The organism is Paenibacillus cymbidii (genome assembly GCF_004764705.1).
Classification (GTDB): domain Bacteria; phylum Bacillota; class Bacilli; order Paenibacillales; family NBRC-103111; genus Paenibacillus_AN; species Paenibacillus_AN cymbidii.
This window is the reverse complement of sequence record NZ_SHLX01000001.1, coordinates 673,637-687,577: the sequence shown is the minus strand read 5'-3', so window position 1 is coordinate 687,577 and position 13,941 is coordinate 673,637. Positions and strand designations below refer to the sequence as shown.

Annotated in this window: 18 protein-coding genes and 1 riboswitch; of the genes, 5 read left to right on the top strand and 13 right to left on the bottom strand. The window is 49.3% G+C overall.

The features are described 5' to 3' along the window. Position 1: 1 nt before the first annotated feature. The 10 genes from thiE to EXY20_RS02955 all read right to left on the bottom strand — a co-directional run bounded on the left by thiE (position 2) and on the right by EXY20_RS02955 (position 6,161). Positions 2-856, bottom strand: coding sequence for a thiamine phosphate synthase (thiE, locus tag EXY20_RS03000; RefSeq protein ID WP_328592479.1), 855 nt, complete (start codon positions 854-856; stop codon positions 2-4). A gap of 183 nt (positions 857-1,039) precedes the next feature. Beyond that, positions 1,040-1,146, bottom strand: a riboswitch (TPP riboswitch). Between the two features lie 256 nt (positions 1,147-1,402). Next, complete coding sequence (locus EXY20_RS02995) at positions 1,403-1,672, bottom strand: hypothetical protein (protein WP_135547429.1); 270 nt, start codon at positions 1,670-1,672, stop codon at positions 1,403-1,405. Between the two features lie 40 nt (positions 1,673-1,712). Beyond that, entirely contained in the window at positions 1,713-2,258 is a 546-nt protein-coding gene (locus tag EXY20_RS02990) for a nucleotidyltransferase family protein (protein WP_135547427.1), read from the bottom strand. A 17-nt stretch (positions 2,259-2,275) separates the two neighbouring features. Beyond that, on the bottom strand, positions 2,276-2,806 hold the full coding sequence (locus tag EXY20_RS02985) for an AAA family ATPase (RefSeq protein ID WP_135547425.1): 531 nt from the start codon (positions 2,804-2,806) through the stop codon (positions 2,276-2,278). A gap of 28 nt (positions 2,807-2,834) precedes the next feature. Then, on the bottom strand, positions 2,835-3,302 hold the full coding sequence (locus EXY20_RS02980; RefSeq protein WP_135547423.1) for a GNAT family N-acetyltransferase: 468 nt from the start codon (positions 3,300-3,302) through the stop codon (positions 2,835-2,837). Between the two features lie 28 nt (positions 3,303-3,330). Then, positions 3,331-3,966, bottom strand: coding sequence for a hypothetical protein (locus EXY20_RS02975; protein WP_135547421.1), 636 nt, complete (start codon positions 3,964-3,966; stop codon positions 3,331-3,333). Positions 3,967-3,994: 28 nt separating this feature from the next. Next, positions 3,995-4,408: an NUDIX hydrolase gene (locus tag EXY20_RS02970; RefSeq protein ID WP_135547419.1), complete on the bottom strand. Its 414-nt coding sequence runs from the start codon at positions 4,406-4,408 to the stop codon at positions 3,995-3,997. Between the two features lie 21 nt (positions 4,409-4,429). Next, positions 4,430-4,897 (bottom strand): UPF0158 family protein, encoded by a 468-nt coding sequence (locus tag EXY20_RS02965; RefSeq protein ID WP_135547417.1) that lies wholly within the window; start codon positions 4,895-4,897, stop codon positions 4,430-4,432. Positions 4,898-5,009: 112 nt separating this feature from the next. Continuing rightward, positions 5,010-5,774, bottom strand: a complete 765-nt coding sequence (locus EXY20_RS02960) for a nucleotidyltransferase domain-containing protein (protein WP_135547415.1) — start codon at positions 5,772-5,774, stop codon at positions 5,010-5,012. A 15-nt stretch (positions 5,775-5,789) separates the two neighbouring features. Further along, on the bottom strand, positions 5,790-6,161 hold the full coding sequence (locus EXY20_RS02955) for an iron chaperone (RefSeq protein ID WP_135547412.1): 372 nt from the start codon (positions 6,159-6,161) through the stop codon (positions 5,790-5,792). Between the two features lie 201 nt (positions 6,162-6,362). Here EXY20_RS02955 and EXY20_RS02950 point away from each other — a divergent pair, with 201 nt between their 5' ends. Further along, positions 6,363-7,787, top strand: a complete 1,425-nt coding sequence (locus EXY20_RS02950; RefSeq protein WP_135547409.1) for a PQQ-dependent sugar dehydrogenase — start codon at positions 6,363-6,365, stop codon at positions 7,785-7,787. A gap of 828 nt (positions 7,788-8,615) precedes the next feature. Here EXY20_RS02950 and EXY20_RS02945 read toward each other — a convergent pair. Both EXY20_RS02945 and EXY20_RS02940 read right to left on the bottom strand, forming a co-directional pair. Continuing rightward, complete coding sequence (locus EXY20_RS02945; protein WP_135547407.1) at positions 8,616-9,080, bottom strand: DinB family protein; 465 nt, start codon at positions 9,078-9,080, stop codon at positions 8,616-8,618. 27 nt (positions 9,081-9,107) lie between these two features. Then, on the bottom strand, positions 9,108-10,100 hold the full coding sequence (locus EXY20_RS02940) for a helix-turn-helix transcriptional regulator (protein ID WP_268965913.1): 993 nt from the start codon (positions 10,098-10,100) through the stop codon (positions 9,108-9,110). A gap of 81 nt (positions 10,101-10,181) precedes the next feature. Between EXY20_RS02940 and EXY20_RS02935 the strand changes: the two genes are divergently transcribed. Both EXY20_RS02935 and EXY20_RS02930 read left to right on the top strand, forming a co-directional pair. Then, positions 10,182-10,661, top strand: coding sequence for a hypothetical protein (locus EXY20_RS02935; protein ID WP_135547404.1), 480 nt, complete (start codon positions 10,182-10,184; stop codon positions 10,659-10,661). A 22-nt stretch (positions 10,662-10,683) separates the two neighbouring features. Beyond that, positions 10,684-11,160: a GyrI-like domain-containing protein gene (locus tag EXY20_RS02930; protein ID WP_135547402.1), complete on the top strand. Its 477-nt coding sequence runs from the start codon at positions 10,684-10,686 to the stop codon at positions 11,158-11,160. A 73-nt stretch (positions 11,161-11,233) separates the two neighbouring features. Here the strand turns inward: EXY20_RS02930 and EXY20_RS02925 are convergent, their stop codons facing one another. Continuing rightward, entirely contained in the window at positions 11,234-11,686 is a 453-nt protein-coding gene (locus EXY20_RS02925) for a hypothetical protein (RefSeq protein ID WP_135547401.1), read from the bottom strand. A 93-nt stretch (positions 11,687-11,779) separates the two neighbouring features. Here EXY20_RS02925 and EXY20_RS02920 point away from each other — a divergent pair, with 93 nt between their 5' ends. Together EXY20_RS02920 and tnpC are read left to right on the top strand one after the other, a co-directional pair. Then, complete coding sequence (locus EXY20_RS02920) at positions 11,780-11,965, top strand: hypothetical protein (RefSeq protein WP_135547399.1); 186 nt, start codon at positions 11,780-11,782, stop codon at positions 11,963-11,965. A 444-nt stretch (positions 11,966-12,409) separates the two neighbouring features. Beyond that, positions 12,410-13,834, top strand: coding sequence for an IS66 family transposase (tnpC, locus tag EXY20_RS02915; RefSeq protein ID WP_135547397.1), 1,425 nt, complete (start codon positions 12,410-12,412; stop codon positions 13,832-13,834). The last annotated feature ends 107 nt before the right edge of the window (positions 13,835-13,941 follow it).

Here is a 13,941-nt window from a genome sequence, read left to right as displayed (position 1 = left end):
CTCAGCCTCCCCCGACAAAATGTACAATCTCGATCGTCGCTCCATTTACGAGCGTCGTATCTCTCCAAACCTCTTGCGGGATAATCGCGCCGTCCACTTCCATGACGATTCGTTTATCGAGCAGCCCCAACTCCCGTACAAGCTCGTCCAGATGCAGAGACGTTGTCTGCCTATCCCTGCCGTTGACGCGAACCGATACGGTCGATCGCGAACCGGCGCAGGGCCTTGCGCAGTCGATTCGCGCAAGCAACCGGCGGCACACCTCGGCCGGATCGTCGCTGCCGACGACCGCGGATACCGCGCATATTTTCGTCGCGCCTGCGGCAAGTACGTCATCGACATTGCCCGCCGTGATGCCGCCGATGGCAACGAACGGAATCCGTATGCGTTGTGCAGCTTCTTTCACATACGTGGTGGTGACGGCGGTTTTGCCCGGCTTCGTCTGCGTCGGATAAACCGGACCGACGCCAATGTAGTCCGCTCCTCCCGCCTCCGCCTCCAGCGCCTGGGCGATATGATGGGTCGAGATGCCGATCAACCGATTGGGCCCGACAATATGCCGCGCCTCGGCGAGCGGCAAATCTTCCTGGCCGAGATGAACGCCGTCCGCATCGACGGCAAGTGCAACATCGAGGTGATCGTTGACGATCAGCGGCACCTCGTATCGCCGCGTAAGCTCGCGAAGCGCATACGCTTTTGCCAGCACCTCGCGCTTTGGCGCGTGTTTGTCGCGCAGCTGCACCATGTCCGCCCCGCCTTGCAACGCTTGCTCCATCACGTCGAGCATACTTCTGCCGGGATGATATTCCTCGCCAGTAATGACATACAGCCGAAACGACTTCCAATCTTGTTTCACGGATTCGTCCACCTTCTTATCTCATTTGGAAAATCACCCACTTGGGACAACAAAAAAACCGCTCCAACATAGGAGCGGTCTGTTTACACGAACGTTTCCGAACGCGCCGGCCTGTGCCGGCATGCCCGGATGCCATCGGTTCCGTAACACGGCGTCGTCCGCCGCGAAGAATCCATAAGCGTCGCATGCACATTCCCACTTTCCTACGCTGGTATGACCCAGATCAGGTTCGAAGGGACAAAGGCGGCAACGCCTTATCTCAGCCCGTACGGGCGCCCCCAGTGGATTTACCTAGTATGACTATACGCTGCTTTCACGAAATCTGTCAATCATACGGGTATCAATGGCAGGACAATCGCTTACGAAAGTAAACCTAAGCTGGAAAAAGACAAGGGGAGTTGCCGTTGATCAAACAAGCAATGAAAGCACCTGCTCGATCTCAAAAGATGAATCGTCACGGAATCGTGTCTCAGGAGCAGGGTGACGGTGAATAGTAACCATTCGTAAGCGATTGCCCTGGTATCCATCATTTACCGCTTACGGGTTCTAACGCTCGTTCACGGCGTTTGACGATTTGCGCTTCACACTGCCGGGAAAGCCGGCCACCAGCAACAGAAAACCGATGAAGAACATCAAATAGATCAAGATCCCGTAAGAGCCGTCGATCAGGTAGACACGCTCTCCCGTCGGGCCGCGTGGAGCGTCGCCGGATTGGATAATCGCTTCCGCTATGCGGATCGAAACGCGATCGATCGTTGCCAGCAGCACACTGCCGATCATCAGCACGACGCCTAATATTTTATTTGCGTTAAACATGATTGCCTACTCCTTTTGGACGACCACGTTCATACAGCCGTCATTCGATCAATTTCAGCTTGGGCCAACGTTCCAGCCATTTTTTGCTGTGCACTCGCTTCAGAAACTTGGAGGTATCTTGAAAGTAGGGGCTTTGCCGGACGATCAAGCCGAGCAAATCATCCGAACCATGTGGCGCAATGACGCCGATCCTGCCATCCGGCTGCGAATAGACGCCGATCGCCGTTGCGGTTTCCGGCCACCGCATCATCGCGTCTGCCATTGTCATGTAGGGAGGCTCTTGATTCCTCAGGTGCATTCTCGCTTGATTTTTGACCGACCATGGATATGTCGGCGCCAGCTGCCGAAGCTGACGCTCCCATTGCTTTTCCGTCTCTTCCCGAAGATCTTCGGGATCGTAATAAAGCACATCGACATCGTTCAGCGGCGTTTCTTCGTCATAGCCGTGCAAGCAATCCCAGACGTAATTCCGCACGTAGCCTGCGGCAATGCACCAATCAGGCAGCCGCAATTGACGGACCAGCTCCAAATCCTTCGTCAAACTCGGATGTTGCTGCAACAGCTCCTGCAGCCGGTTGTCGATCATCGGTTGCCTCCCCGTCGTTATCGCATGCGGTACTGGTCGTTGGTCATGATGGCAGCGAGAATGGTGGGCAATTGTTCGACGGTATACGTTTGCGTGTACAGCTTGTTTGATTGCGGCAGCTCGCTGTCCCGTTCGAATTCATCGAGCAGGATCAAGCTCCGTTCTCCCATCTGCTCCGTCTCCGGTCTCAATCGATCCCTGGTCACAATGGTTTCCCGGTCGACAAGCAGCACGACATAAACGAGCCTGATCTCGCGATCGTTCAGTTGTTCGGACAACCAGTAGACTTCCTTCGGAAACGCCACATAGTCGATGACGACATCATACTCATCATCCAACAAATTGCGGGTCAAGCACCGTATATTTTTCCAAGTCAATTCGTTCGTCTTCGGGTCGAGCCAAGGCTTTCCTCTGCCGTTGACCGGGATATGACTAATATCGTCACCCGACAGATAGGCGCTTCTGTCCAGCGCCTCCACCAACTTGCGCGACGTCGTCGACTTTCCCACCCCGGCCGGTCCCGAAATGACGTAAACTGTCTTTTTCATGGAAGGTCCTTTCGTTGGTTAGCTTATCTTAATCTTCCAGATCTTTGAACACATAAGTTCTATATGCTTGAAACCCTTGTTTGTCATAAAAACTGGCGGCCGAATGATTGTCCGCCCAATAATCGAGTTCAATCCTCCGAATGCCGCGGCTCGCCGCAAGCTCGTAGATCGTGTTCATTAATAGGGAGCCCAAACCTTTGCCGCGATGCTCGCTGCCAATACTCAGTTGATGCACAAAGACGGATCGATACGCTTTCATGAAGGCGTTCTCCCGGTACTCCTTGATCTCCACCCAGGCATAACCGAAATATTTGCCGTTGTCTTCGAGTACAAAGAAAAGAAATCGCGAATCCCCTGTCGCCTTCGAGAAAAATTCCAGTATCTCCTCGACCCTATATTCCTTGAAATACTGCGGATACAGCGATACATGTAATTCGTGAACATCCTTGTTGAGACGCGCCAGAAGCATGGCGTCACCCGTTTGTATTACTTGCATCCGGCCCCTCCTTAAAAAAACTCCCCCGCTACCACTTCAATTCATGACGTATTGTTAGCTCATTCCATTCTTTAACGGTATCGTGAATGAAATGGAGTATGCGGTCTGTTTGAAAATACTGGAGCTCCTGCTGCGGTTCGTTCAACGGCTCGCTCAACCACGCCAATTTGCTCTGTCGATACTGATCGACTTCCGCCAACGTTACAAAGGGCGACATCTCAAAGCTCGAGGCTCCCGAAAGTTTGGCCAACAGTCGGTCGGAGTTTTCCAATTCGCTCATCAACGTAAATTCCAATTGGCTTGCTTCGCTATTGTAGGTCGATCGAATCGTATTTTTTTCGCCTCTGCAGCGGTTCTCAAAATCGGCATACACAGTATGAGTCCACCGTACATCCGTATAAATATGCGAGAAGTAACCAAGCACAAAATGTTTCCACTCCATCTCCGATCGACGACCGCCGTATTCCACACATTTCTCCAAAATAAGCGATATGTCCGGAAGCTTTTGGTCACGGACAAAATGCGCAACGCCCTTCTCTTCCCGAGAAATATTTCCTCTCATGTGGATGGCGTCCGGAGCGATACAACCGAGCAACAGAGCCGGCGTGGCCTCTCCCGCAAATAAACGATCGGAGACAGCCAGATGCACCATCGGCCAAGGCAAACGATTTCCTCCTCAGAAATGAGATCGCTTATTTTAAAAATAAATGCCGGCTCAATTTCACCTGTTCGATCATATGCCCGATGTTCCCTTCGCCGGCGTACTGCGTCATATCGAAAAAAGGGCGGTTCAACTCTGACCAATACAATTCATTTTCCTCACCGGCAATGGTCACCTCGCGATTCAGCACGCCGGCATAAACTTCCACGTAGCATTGATGCAAGTGATAGGTAAAATCCATCAAATGGCGCAACTCCACATCCGCCTGGGTAATGGCGGTCTCTTCGGCCAACTCGCGATATGCCGCGGCCATTCCCAATTCCCCGGGTTCGATTTTCCCCCCGACGAAATTGCTCAGCCCTTTGTACGGCTCTTTTAATCGTTTGCACATGAGAATGCGGCTCATGTCCATATTGTAGATCATCAACACATTATACCCCTGCATCGGCTATCCCCAGTTATATATTTACTCCACATATTTCACGTTATGAGCATCGCACCAATCAATCGCGACTTGTTTATACCGCTCATCCCGAAAGGCGTACCATTTCTTTTCAACTCCAATGTAGCCCACCAGATCTTTAAATCTTCTGAAGGCGCCTTTTCCGCGAATGGCGTCAAGCAAAGAATCTTGATCTCTTTGATTTGCAAGCGTATAGCAGAAGTCTTCCATCATTTCATATTCATTGATCTCGTATCGATCGGGAAGATCGATGTATCCGTCGAAATTTTCGACCACGTCAATGGCGGCCCTTATATCATTCTGTTGCCACTCCGGCAAATGGTCCGTAGGCTCCTCGTCTTCTGCCAGCCGAAGCGCTTCCTGAGAAACGGTAATCACTTCGCCTTTTTTGACATTCAGGAAAGTTCGGAACTCATCAAATTGAAGGTCCATGCCATCCATTATTTCTTTAAGCTTGACTGGTTTTTCCACTGTTCTTCTTTCCTTTCAGAACCGCTTCAACAACTCATAAACCGCTGTCCCCTCTTATTTTAACACAATTTTCCACGCAGCGGATACCTTGACAGAAGTCCACATCAACGCCCTATTTTGATGCGCTTCTTAGCCTCCAACCGTCGATATGGAAGCCGCCCATTTTATGCAAAACATACTCGGTCAACAAGTCGTAATGAAGAACAAAATCGCCGATTTCTTCCGCTTTCACAGCCTTGACAAACAATGCTGCAAACTCCTTGTCAGGGAACGGTTCTTTCAGGTATTTGCCAAGATAGCTTGGCTCCGTCAAGTAAGCAAGCAACTGATGATAAGGGATTTCCTCCAGATGAAGAAATTCACAGTAGCTCTTGAACAAATGGTGCAATGAGTTGAAATAAACCGAACGGAGTTCTTCCCCGCCGCGATCCGCACAATCGTGAAAATTATCTTGCATATCCCACAATCCGTACTTGAGTTGCTCGAGACGAACAGATGGCATCTTTTCATAGGGCTTGTCCATCCATTCCTGTGCTTCCCGCCGCAATAACTGGAGAGTCCCCGTCCGATCCCACAGCACTTGGCCTGTAACAAATTGGACCATCGACATTTTGCGGCGATCGTGGTAGTCCTCCTGAAAATAGGCCCGGATTTGCCGCGGCGGGTTCATGAAATATTCGATCAAATAACCGGCGACGACCTTATTGCCACGTTCCCTCCAATCCGCTTCCTCGTCGAGCAACAAATGCACATCGATGTCCGAATGTTTCGTAGCGTTACCGGTGACATAGCTGCCGCAGACGAGCGCTCCGGTAACGATCGGATTCCCCCGCCATTCCATCAGAAATATGTCCAGCGCCTGTTTCCAGCCTTCCACGGTATCGCCTCCTTGCTATTTCCGCCAAAAGGTGGAACAATCCGCTTTATCCGTTATATTAAAATCGATCATGTTCTCAAGCAAACCGTAAGGAACCGGACGATCCCACCGGACCCGAACCAACTCCTTGGTATACTCGTAGCCGGATTGGGCAATTTTATCGGCAAAATGAATCATTCCCGCTCGTTCCGGAGCAAAAGCCATATGATGTTTGGCTGCGCTAAAACCGATAATAAACGTGCCGTGATCGGTATACATCGGCTGATTCCACGCCAGCTTCGGTTCCAAATGCGGAAATTGTTTCGTAACCCAGGTCAATACTTCTTCCATACGCTCCCGATGCAGCGGGTTGGCAATACGCACTAAATAGTCGGCGAAAACTTCCATGCCGTTCCCTCCTATTCTCAAATCGTCTTGCATAGCTTTCTGAACCCTATTTATTTTATCATTTTTCACTTGATTCGACCCATCACCAAGTCGCCAGACAAGGGAAGTGGCGTTCCTGGAGCGCTTCGTACCTTAGGTACTATAAGAATCGTTCCAATCATATTTTGATAAAGAAAATCGATAAACTGGAGGGGAAAGCTTTTGATAAACGTTACCGTCAGTTTACGACCCATTGTCAGAAACATCAATATGCCCACCGTTTTGAAAACAACCTATTTGCCGGGCGACTCAACAGAAAGTTTATTAATCGCAACTCAAGTAGGAGAGATCCTTTACATAAGGAACGGAGTAATCGGGACTTTTTTAGACATTCGCCCGCGAATCATGAAACTTGGAGCTACTGGTGGCGGATATGATGAAAGAGGATTGCTGGGACTGGCCTTTCATCCCCAATTTTACTATAACGGTCTGTTTTATCTCCATTATTCGGTAGCCGGATCTCAAGGACCGGGTGCTCTTCCAGGCACCTTTGAATCGTTTAAGCCCGACCCGTGCGATCCTGGAACTTTGAACCTGAAGTGGACCAATCGGGAAATTCATTACGATCATATGGATACAGTTGAAGAATGGATGATGCAGGCAAATGGCCGACCTCAAAAACGGCGGACCTTGCTGAATATTCGCAGGCCATTTTTAAATCATAATGGAGTCAATAGCTTAACTTTTTCACCTGAAACGGGAAAACTTGTTTTGACCACCGGAGATGGCGGATCCGGCTACGATCCTTTTCATTTAAGCCAGGACAATATGGAACTCGCTGGGAAAATTATTGAAATTGACATCGCGAATCAGACGTGGATCGAAAATCCGCCTGTCGTCACACGATTCCATGAGCTTCCCGTACCCATTCAGGAAATGCTTACGGTAATGGCCAAAGGAGTTCGCAATATACCTGGCCTTTCATATCAAAGGTTTGATCAGCATTACATCAAATACGCCGGCAATGTCGGACAAGATCTCGTCGAGTCGATTTTTTCGTTCACTTATTATCGCCCCCTACCGGTTACCTGGCTTGTTCAAGCTTCAACGAAGGAGTCAGAAACCGACCTAGAAGGATCGATTAACCTGGGTTGGCGAGGATGGGAAGGTGCCTTTCCCACATCGGTGCTAACGCGCTGCTCATCAAATCCGGCCTTGGATGTGAAAACAATCGCCTACTACGATGATGCAGTAAAAATGTCGGCGAAACGTCTTCAGCCGTTAACCAGCTATTTTCATCAGGATCCAAGGCCCGATAAATTTGCAGGAACTGCACTTACAGGCGTCCAGCCCTATATGGGAAATGAAATCTACGGCTTAACGGGAAGCATTGTGTTTATCGATCTTGCTCGGAAACAACCATCTCGGCTTCCGGTTAGAGGGGTCCTGGCTTATACCAGGGTAAGATCGGATGGAATGACGAATGATTATCATGTTATAGAAACCGATGATCCTTTTGGTTCACAATCCGCTTATTATGTTAGCTTGGGAGCGAATCTGAATCAAACCAGCTTATATTTAGGAGTTTATGGTTCCATGAAAGTGGCCGATGCCAACCAAGGCACCGTTTTCGAAGTTGTTCCGTAAATGAACATCGTTATTTCTTATTGTTAATCTCGGAGATTTCGCTATCCCGAGAAGCCATGGGCAGATCCGGGATCTGCGTGAAAACGGTGTTAGACGAAGTTATTGCCCTCTTTGAAATCTCCAATAACTACGAAAGCTTATCTCTTTTCATTCTATCTTCAAGCAATTTCATTTCATCATTGGCTTCTTTTATCAAATACTTTAGTGATCCTCCAGTAATTAACGAAGCAATCGAAATCATAAAACAAATTATCATCCAGACGGTTCCCCTTAAATCATTGGTGAAGTTATACGAAAGAATCTCTGTGAACTGGCTGCTTGCAAAGAAGATGATAGACAGAATGAAAAATAGTATAAAATTTACAAATAAGTAATTGGACAGTTTATTTGTTTTCTCGAAAAAAATCATTTCTTTGCCTCCTTGTACTTTACGGTTTTCGCCAATTGCATTATTACATAGTTAAAACTTCTCTTTAGTAGTTACTCATTGGATATGCCCTCACTTCTGTATACATCAGTAATAAAAAATTTTTTAATGATTCTCCGTAAGGATGTTTGGCTGCGCTAAAACCAATAATAAACGTGCGTGATCGGTATACTTCGGCTGATTCCACGCCAGCTTCCAAATTCGGAAATTGCTTCGGCACCTAAGTCAACACTTCTTCCAATCACTCACGGTGCAACGGGATGGCAATACGCGCTAAATAGTCGGCAAAAGATTCCATATTGCTTCCTCCCCATCCATTAATTTCACCATCCACTGTTGAGAAAAACTGACCGCCAACCGCAAAGCTGCTGCTCATATCGATAGATTCGCATCTGACCGGTTCAATCCCTGTTGGACCTCGCAAACGTGATGTAATCGACTTGGGCAGGCTCTGCCGATTCGATCCGAAGTGCCCGGTTGATCTGTCCCCGGTGATATTGCCCATGCAAGAGGACTTGCGACAGGATGTCCCGGATGGACGTTCGGAACGGAACCCCGCTTTGGTTCGCATAGTCGATCATCTCGTCCAACCCGGATTCCTCAAGCCCGTCGATATAGACGCGATATTGCTTGGCGTTTTCTGCGAACATCGTCCGGATCGCCGTCAGGTCTTCCGTTTCCTCCCACAACGAATATGGCGCGCTGCCCGTGCCCTTCAATCGGGACAGCCAGACTCGTTCTGCGACCGCGACGTGCCGAACCAGCTTCAGTAGGTCCTTGTTCTTCGTCTTGCTCTGCTCGAGCGCGTCCATGATGCGCCCGTCCGCCCAAATCAGATGGTCCATCATACCCTTGATCGTCTTCATTCTGTGTCCCCCTCTTCGTCTCAGCGACTACTTGAACCTGCTGTCCCCCGTTAGCGGAAAGGTTAAATTTGCCAAACGCTCTTCCAAAATCACGCGAAGTTCATCAGGAATCCGTTCAAACTCGACCCCTTTCCCCAAAAACAAAAGCCAATCCGCATAATACGCCAGCGCCTCGACATCGGTCACATCCAGCTGAATGTTGAACATCCCGCTCGACTGAAACATCCCGGTCAAGGACAAAATAATTCCTGGCGGGTGCATGCGCTTAAAGCGCTGAATCCCAATCGTATCAAGCTTCACCACAAGATTGGACTCACGTGCGACAAGCCGTTTTTTGCTTAAAATCTCTTGCTCGGACCACTTCATCTTCGTCTCGGAAATTGTCGAATCCCGCAGCATCTCAACGGGCAAATAACGAAACTCATCCGTGTCAAAATCATAAACTTCGACCAGCCACCGAGCGTTCGAGTTGAAAATATGCAGTAAAAAAACGTCCATCAACTGCGGCCAGCCAGGACTTCGCTCATAAGTCACGCGCAAATGCTTATTCCGCACAGCAAGCGAAATGAGCTGGTTCAGCTCCGCCGGCGCCGCATCGTCGAGCTCCAATAGAGTCGGATTGGCAGGATTCGTATTTTCGAAAAGCAAGATATGATTCAGCTCGATCAGCTCGTCTTGCTGGACCTGAGAAGCGATTCCGATCAGCTTTTCAGTGATTGAGCGGCGATTTTGCAGATAGGGCAGCTGCGAATTTTTCGAGGCGATAAAACTGATGAAAATCGCCTTCAGCTCATCCGGCGTGAAGCGGGTGGCGGGCAGATACTGATTTTGCAGGACAAAGTAGCCGCCACCGCGCCCAAGCTCGGTCGTCAGCGGAAAACCCATCGCCTGAATCTCGTTAATGTCGCGGATCGCCGTCGCGCGGGAAATCTTGAACTCCCGCTGAATCTCGGCAATCGTAAAATGTGCGCGGTTGTTGATATAGCGCATGATCAGGTTTACTCGTTCTGTTTTCTTCATAATTTTATTAGTATCATTTTTTGATACATTAGGCAAATAGAATCAAGCTTGTCAAAACAAATCCGCAAAGGAGAGAATAAAATGGCTACCTACTCCATCCAAACAATCTCGGAAAACTACAAAATGACTGCTTTTGGTGTTTCATTTGAAGACTTCAACGACTGGGCAGGCAATGCGGCAAAAACGGCAGCGAAAAAAGCGGAAATCACGGAAAACGGCAAGCTTGCCGAACTTCTCGCGCTCGCCGACGGGCAAGAATATCAAATTAACTACGTCATCAACGGAAAAGCTTGGCGCGGTTTCGGCGTGATGGGCGAGTTCGACGTGGAAGGCGCGGTCGTTCTCGATTTCCTCGCTGGCGACTATATCGTCGTGCCAGGCACGGGCGCTGACAAAAACCGTCTTGCTGACGAAATCACAGGCAAATTTTTTGGCGGGATGATGCAAGAAATCACAGACTACAAATACGTTGGTCCGGGCAACTCCACATTCGTCAAAGCAGCTGAAAACGGCGAATTTTACGGCGAAATGTGGCTTCGCGCCAAGAAAATCGAAGCCTAACCTGGATAAAAGGAGCATCCGCATGGCAGAATACACACTTGAACACAAAAAATCATTCACTTTGACCGCTTACGGTTTTTCGATCCGGTCGAATTTCCAGGACATGCCGGCTATGCAAAAGGAAAAAGCCGAGTTTTGGGGCGGACTCAAGGCTGACGGGCGTTTCGATAAGCTTAAAGGCGCCGCAAAAGACGATCGCGAATGGTCAGTCAACGAGGTTTATCAAGGCAAACCGTGGAATTATTTCGCGGTAGAAGCCAGTAAATCCGTAGGTGACGCAACGCGCATCATCGAGTTTCCGGAGAGCGAGTACATCGTGGTCGCAGGAAATGGCGATAAGGAAACTTTGTTCGATCAACTGACTTACCGCGCTTTTGGCGAAGTCTTGTCCCAAATCACCGACTATGCTTACATCGGCGGTCCGAATGCGACTTATCGCAAAGATAACGGCGACGGCACTTTCTACGGCGAGTTTTGGGTGCCGGTGGTTAAAAAATAAGCAATAAGAACGAACCAAGGACCCTGCATCAAGGGGCCTTGGTTTTGGTTTGTCAGCATCTTGTTCAAGTTGGCTAAGAAAAGTATTTTACTTGCTCTTCTTCCGACCATTTAACCTTGTATTGCTTGATAATATAATTTTCAATTGTTTGTCTGTCTTTATTTGAATAGGTACTGCTTATTTTTATCGATTCATTGCTATACATAAACAATTGATATTCATCTTCTTTTGGGGATTTTCCGATATGAATCTTTAGATGACCCGCTTTCCTTTTGGAGATCTTGACAATATGTCTTATCCTGCTTACCTCAATTTTCTTGCCCATCGGAACAAATAAAACATATCTAATAAGGAATCCGTCTTCAATTTTATAGTACATTCCACTTCGTGCTGCAATCACAACTATAAGTAAGAATGAATAAAACGGACTCTCCAAAAGATTGGCACTGCCTGTGATCATGTAATAAATAAGCACAACAAATCCCACTATCATTATTCTGGTTACGATATGTTCTTTAAAAACCATCCTGGGTTGCTCCCCATCAATATAACCTTTATTCCTCTCCCATCGTCCCTTTGATATAATCAAGACGTTTCTTCTTTCAGGTGGTGAACCGGCTTGGCTAAACTAGATTTAATTCTTGAACAACTCAGAGAACTTAATCAGATATCTTCTGCTGTCCGCACTAGAATCGATGAAACAGATGCAAAGATGGATGCTCTTGCTATAGATGTACATAAAGTTATCGTTCAAGTTACAGCAATTCAAGAAAGTCAAGAAAGACATGAGCGCCTACAGCTTTAGCTACCGATGGCTCTTCACTTAGCCTCGCAGGATTGTCTGCCTGACACCGCTTCCTCAAAATATCTAGGGCAGATCAAAGGTGGATGCCAGCCGGTCCGCTGAAAATACGGTAATAGTTGGTTAAACTCTCATATTCTTGATCCGCTAGAATACTCCAACGACTGCGACGACCCGAATTGTTGTTAAGTTGGACCCCAGCTACCCGACATACTGGTTGCTATGTAAGCGGACTTAACTTAAGCGGCAACGTTCCCTGACATTTTGAGCTAACAGTTGTATCTCCTAAGCGTCCACCGTACCCGATCGTTCGACCAGGAGAGAAATAGTCCATTAAAAAGTTACTACTTAGGTGGGGTAAAGTTTTTCCAAGGGAACGAAAGGGAAATGCTCCGCGTTGAAGAATAAGTGACATACAGAATCTTCAATAAAGGAGATGAAGCCCCGATGAAGGTAACCCCGGAACAAGTGAAAACGATCAGCAAAGGTGACCCTGAAATCGAAGGTTTCATCCAGATGCTCCTTGCCCATATCGAGAAGCTGGAGACGCGCGTTCGGGACCTCGAGCGTCAGTTGGGACAAAACAGCCAGAATAGCAGTAAGCCGCCATCCAGCGACGGGTTTCGGAAACCGACGAACCTGAGAAAACCCGGCGGTAAGAAGGGAGCGCCCGACGGACATTCCGGTCATACGCTTCTCTTCACCGATCGCCCCGATGAAGTCGTGACGCACCATCCCACCGTTTGTACGCGTTGTTTCCACCCGCTCGAGGAGGTCCAAGGAGAGCAGTACGAGAGGCGGCAAGTCGTGGACTTCCCGCCGCCGCGGGTGGTGACGACCGAACATCGCGTCTTCCAAGTCTGTTGTCCCTGTTGTGGGAACATCCAGCAAGCTGCGTTCCCAAGCCGCGTGAGTGCGCCGACGCAGTATGGGGACGGGTTTGTCGCGTTGACTAACTATTTCAGCACCTATCAGATGCTGCCGCTGGAGCGCATCGCCCAATTGTTTGCCGATCTGACCGGACTTCGGCCGAGTGAAGCGACCTTGCTCGCCCATCTCCGCGACATGTCCGACGCACTTGAGCCGGCGGAAGAAACCATTCGGGAGCAACTGTTGCGCAGTCCGGTGGTTCACGTCGATGAGACCGGTGTCCAAGTAGAGGGCAAGAAGCAGTGGTTGCACGTGGTCTCCAATGCAGCGTGGACGCTGCTTGGCGTTGACGCCAGCCGCGGAAGCAAGGGAACAGACTCGCTGAAGGTGCTTCCTACCTATCTCGGGAAAGTCGTTCATGACTGTCTGACCTCTTACTTTAAAACGTGCTATCTGTTTTGGCACATCCTATGCAACGCGCACTTGGTGCGCGAATGCCAAGGCATTGTCGAGTACGACGGCCATCGGTGGGCGGCCCAAATGAAGACACTCCTGCTGGAGAGCTGGGAGTCGGTCAAGGCAGCGCGGCTCGACGGCGTGCCGCTACCGGAGGAGCACATCGCCGCCATTCGGGACCAATATGCGGCCATTCTCGCCCACGGGAAGACCGAATGGGAGCAGGATGTGGTCCGCGAGAAGACGGGCCCCCAAGGCAGGAAAAGCAAAAGCAAAGCCGCGAATCTGGGTGAACGGTTCTTGCTCCATCAAGAGTCGGTCCTCCGGTTTCTTTGGGATGCCGAAGCGCCGTTTGACAACAATCAGGCGGAACGGGATCTTCGCATGGTGAAGGTGAAGATGAAAGTGTCGGGAACCTTTCGTACAGAGAAAGGCGCGGACCAGTTTGCTCGTACGCGCAGCGTCATCTCCACGCTGATGAAACAAGGTCGTCCGGTATTGGCCTCCCTGAAGTCCGCTTTGGGTGGCACAGCCATTTTTAGTTGACCAAAACGGGCGGGACCGTAGACAAAGGCTCCCGCACTTTTCGAGCCCCCCCCTTCTTACCTCTCTGCTCTCCTTTTTTGAGGCCAGCTCCAATCTCCCCACCTAAG

Coding starts and splice junctions, on each gene's coding strand:
- EXY20_RS02995 (WP_135547429.1), bottom strand. CDS start 1,672: ATGTTTAACGCAAATAAAATATTAGGCGTCGTGCTGATGATCGGCAGT.
- EXY20_RS02990 (WP_135547427.1), bottom strand. CDS start 2,258: ATGATCGACAACCGGCTGCAGGAGCTGTTGCAGCAACATCCGAGTTTG.
- EXY20_RS02985 (WP_135547425.1), bottom strand. CDS start 2,806: ATGAAAAAGACAGTTTACGTCATTTCGGGACCGGCCGGGGTGGGAAAG.
- EXY20_RS02980 (WP_135547423.1), bottom strand. CDS start 3,302: ATGCAAGTAATACAAACGGGTGACGCCATGCTTCTGGCGCGTCTCAAC.
- EXY20_RS02970 (WP_135547419.1), bottom strand. CDS start 4,408: ATGCAGGGGTATAATGTGTTGATGATCTACAATATGGACATGAGCCGC.
- EXY20_RS02955 (WP_135547412.1), bottom strand. CDS start 6,161: ATGGAAGTTTTCGCCGACTATTTAGTGCGTATTGCCAACCCGCTGCAT.
- EXY20_RS02945 (WP_135547407.1), bottom strand. CDS start 9,080: ATGAAGACGATCAAGGGTATGATGGACCATCTGATTTGGGCGGACGGG.
- EXY20_RS02940 (WP_268965913.1), bottom strand. CDS start 10,100: ATGAAGAAAACAGAACGAGTAAACCTGATCATGCGCTATATCAACAAC.
- EXY20_RS02935 (WP_135547404.1), top strand. CDS start 10,182: ATGGCTACCTACTCCATCCAAACAATCTCGGAAAACTACAAAATGACT.
- EXY20_RS02930 (WP_135547402.1), top strand. CDS start 10,684: ATGGCAGAATACACACTTGAACACAAAAAATCATTCACTTTGACCGCT.
- EXY20_RS02925 (WP_135547401.1), bottom strand. CDS start 11,686: ATGGTTTTTAAAGAACATATCGTAACCAGAATAATGATAGTGGGATTT.
- tnpC (WP_135547397.1), top strand. CDS start 12,410: ATGAAGGTAACCCCGGAACAAGTGAAAACGATCAGCAAAGGTGACCCT.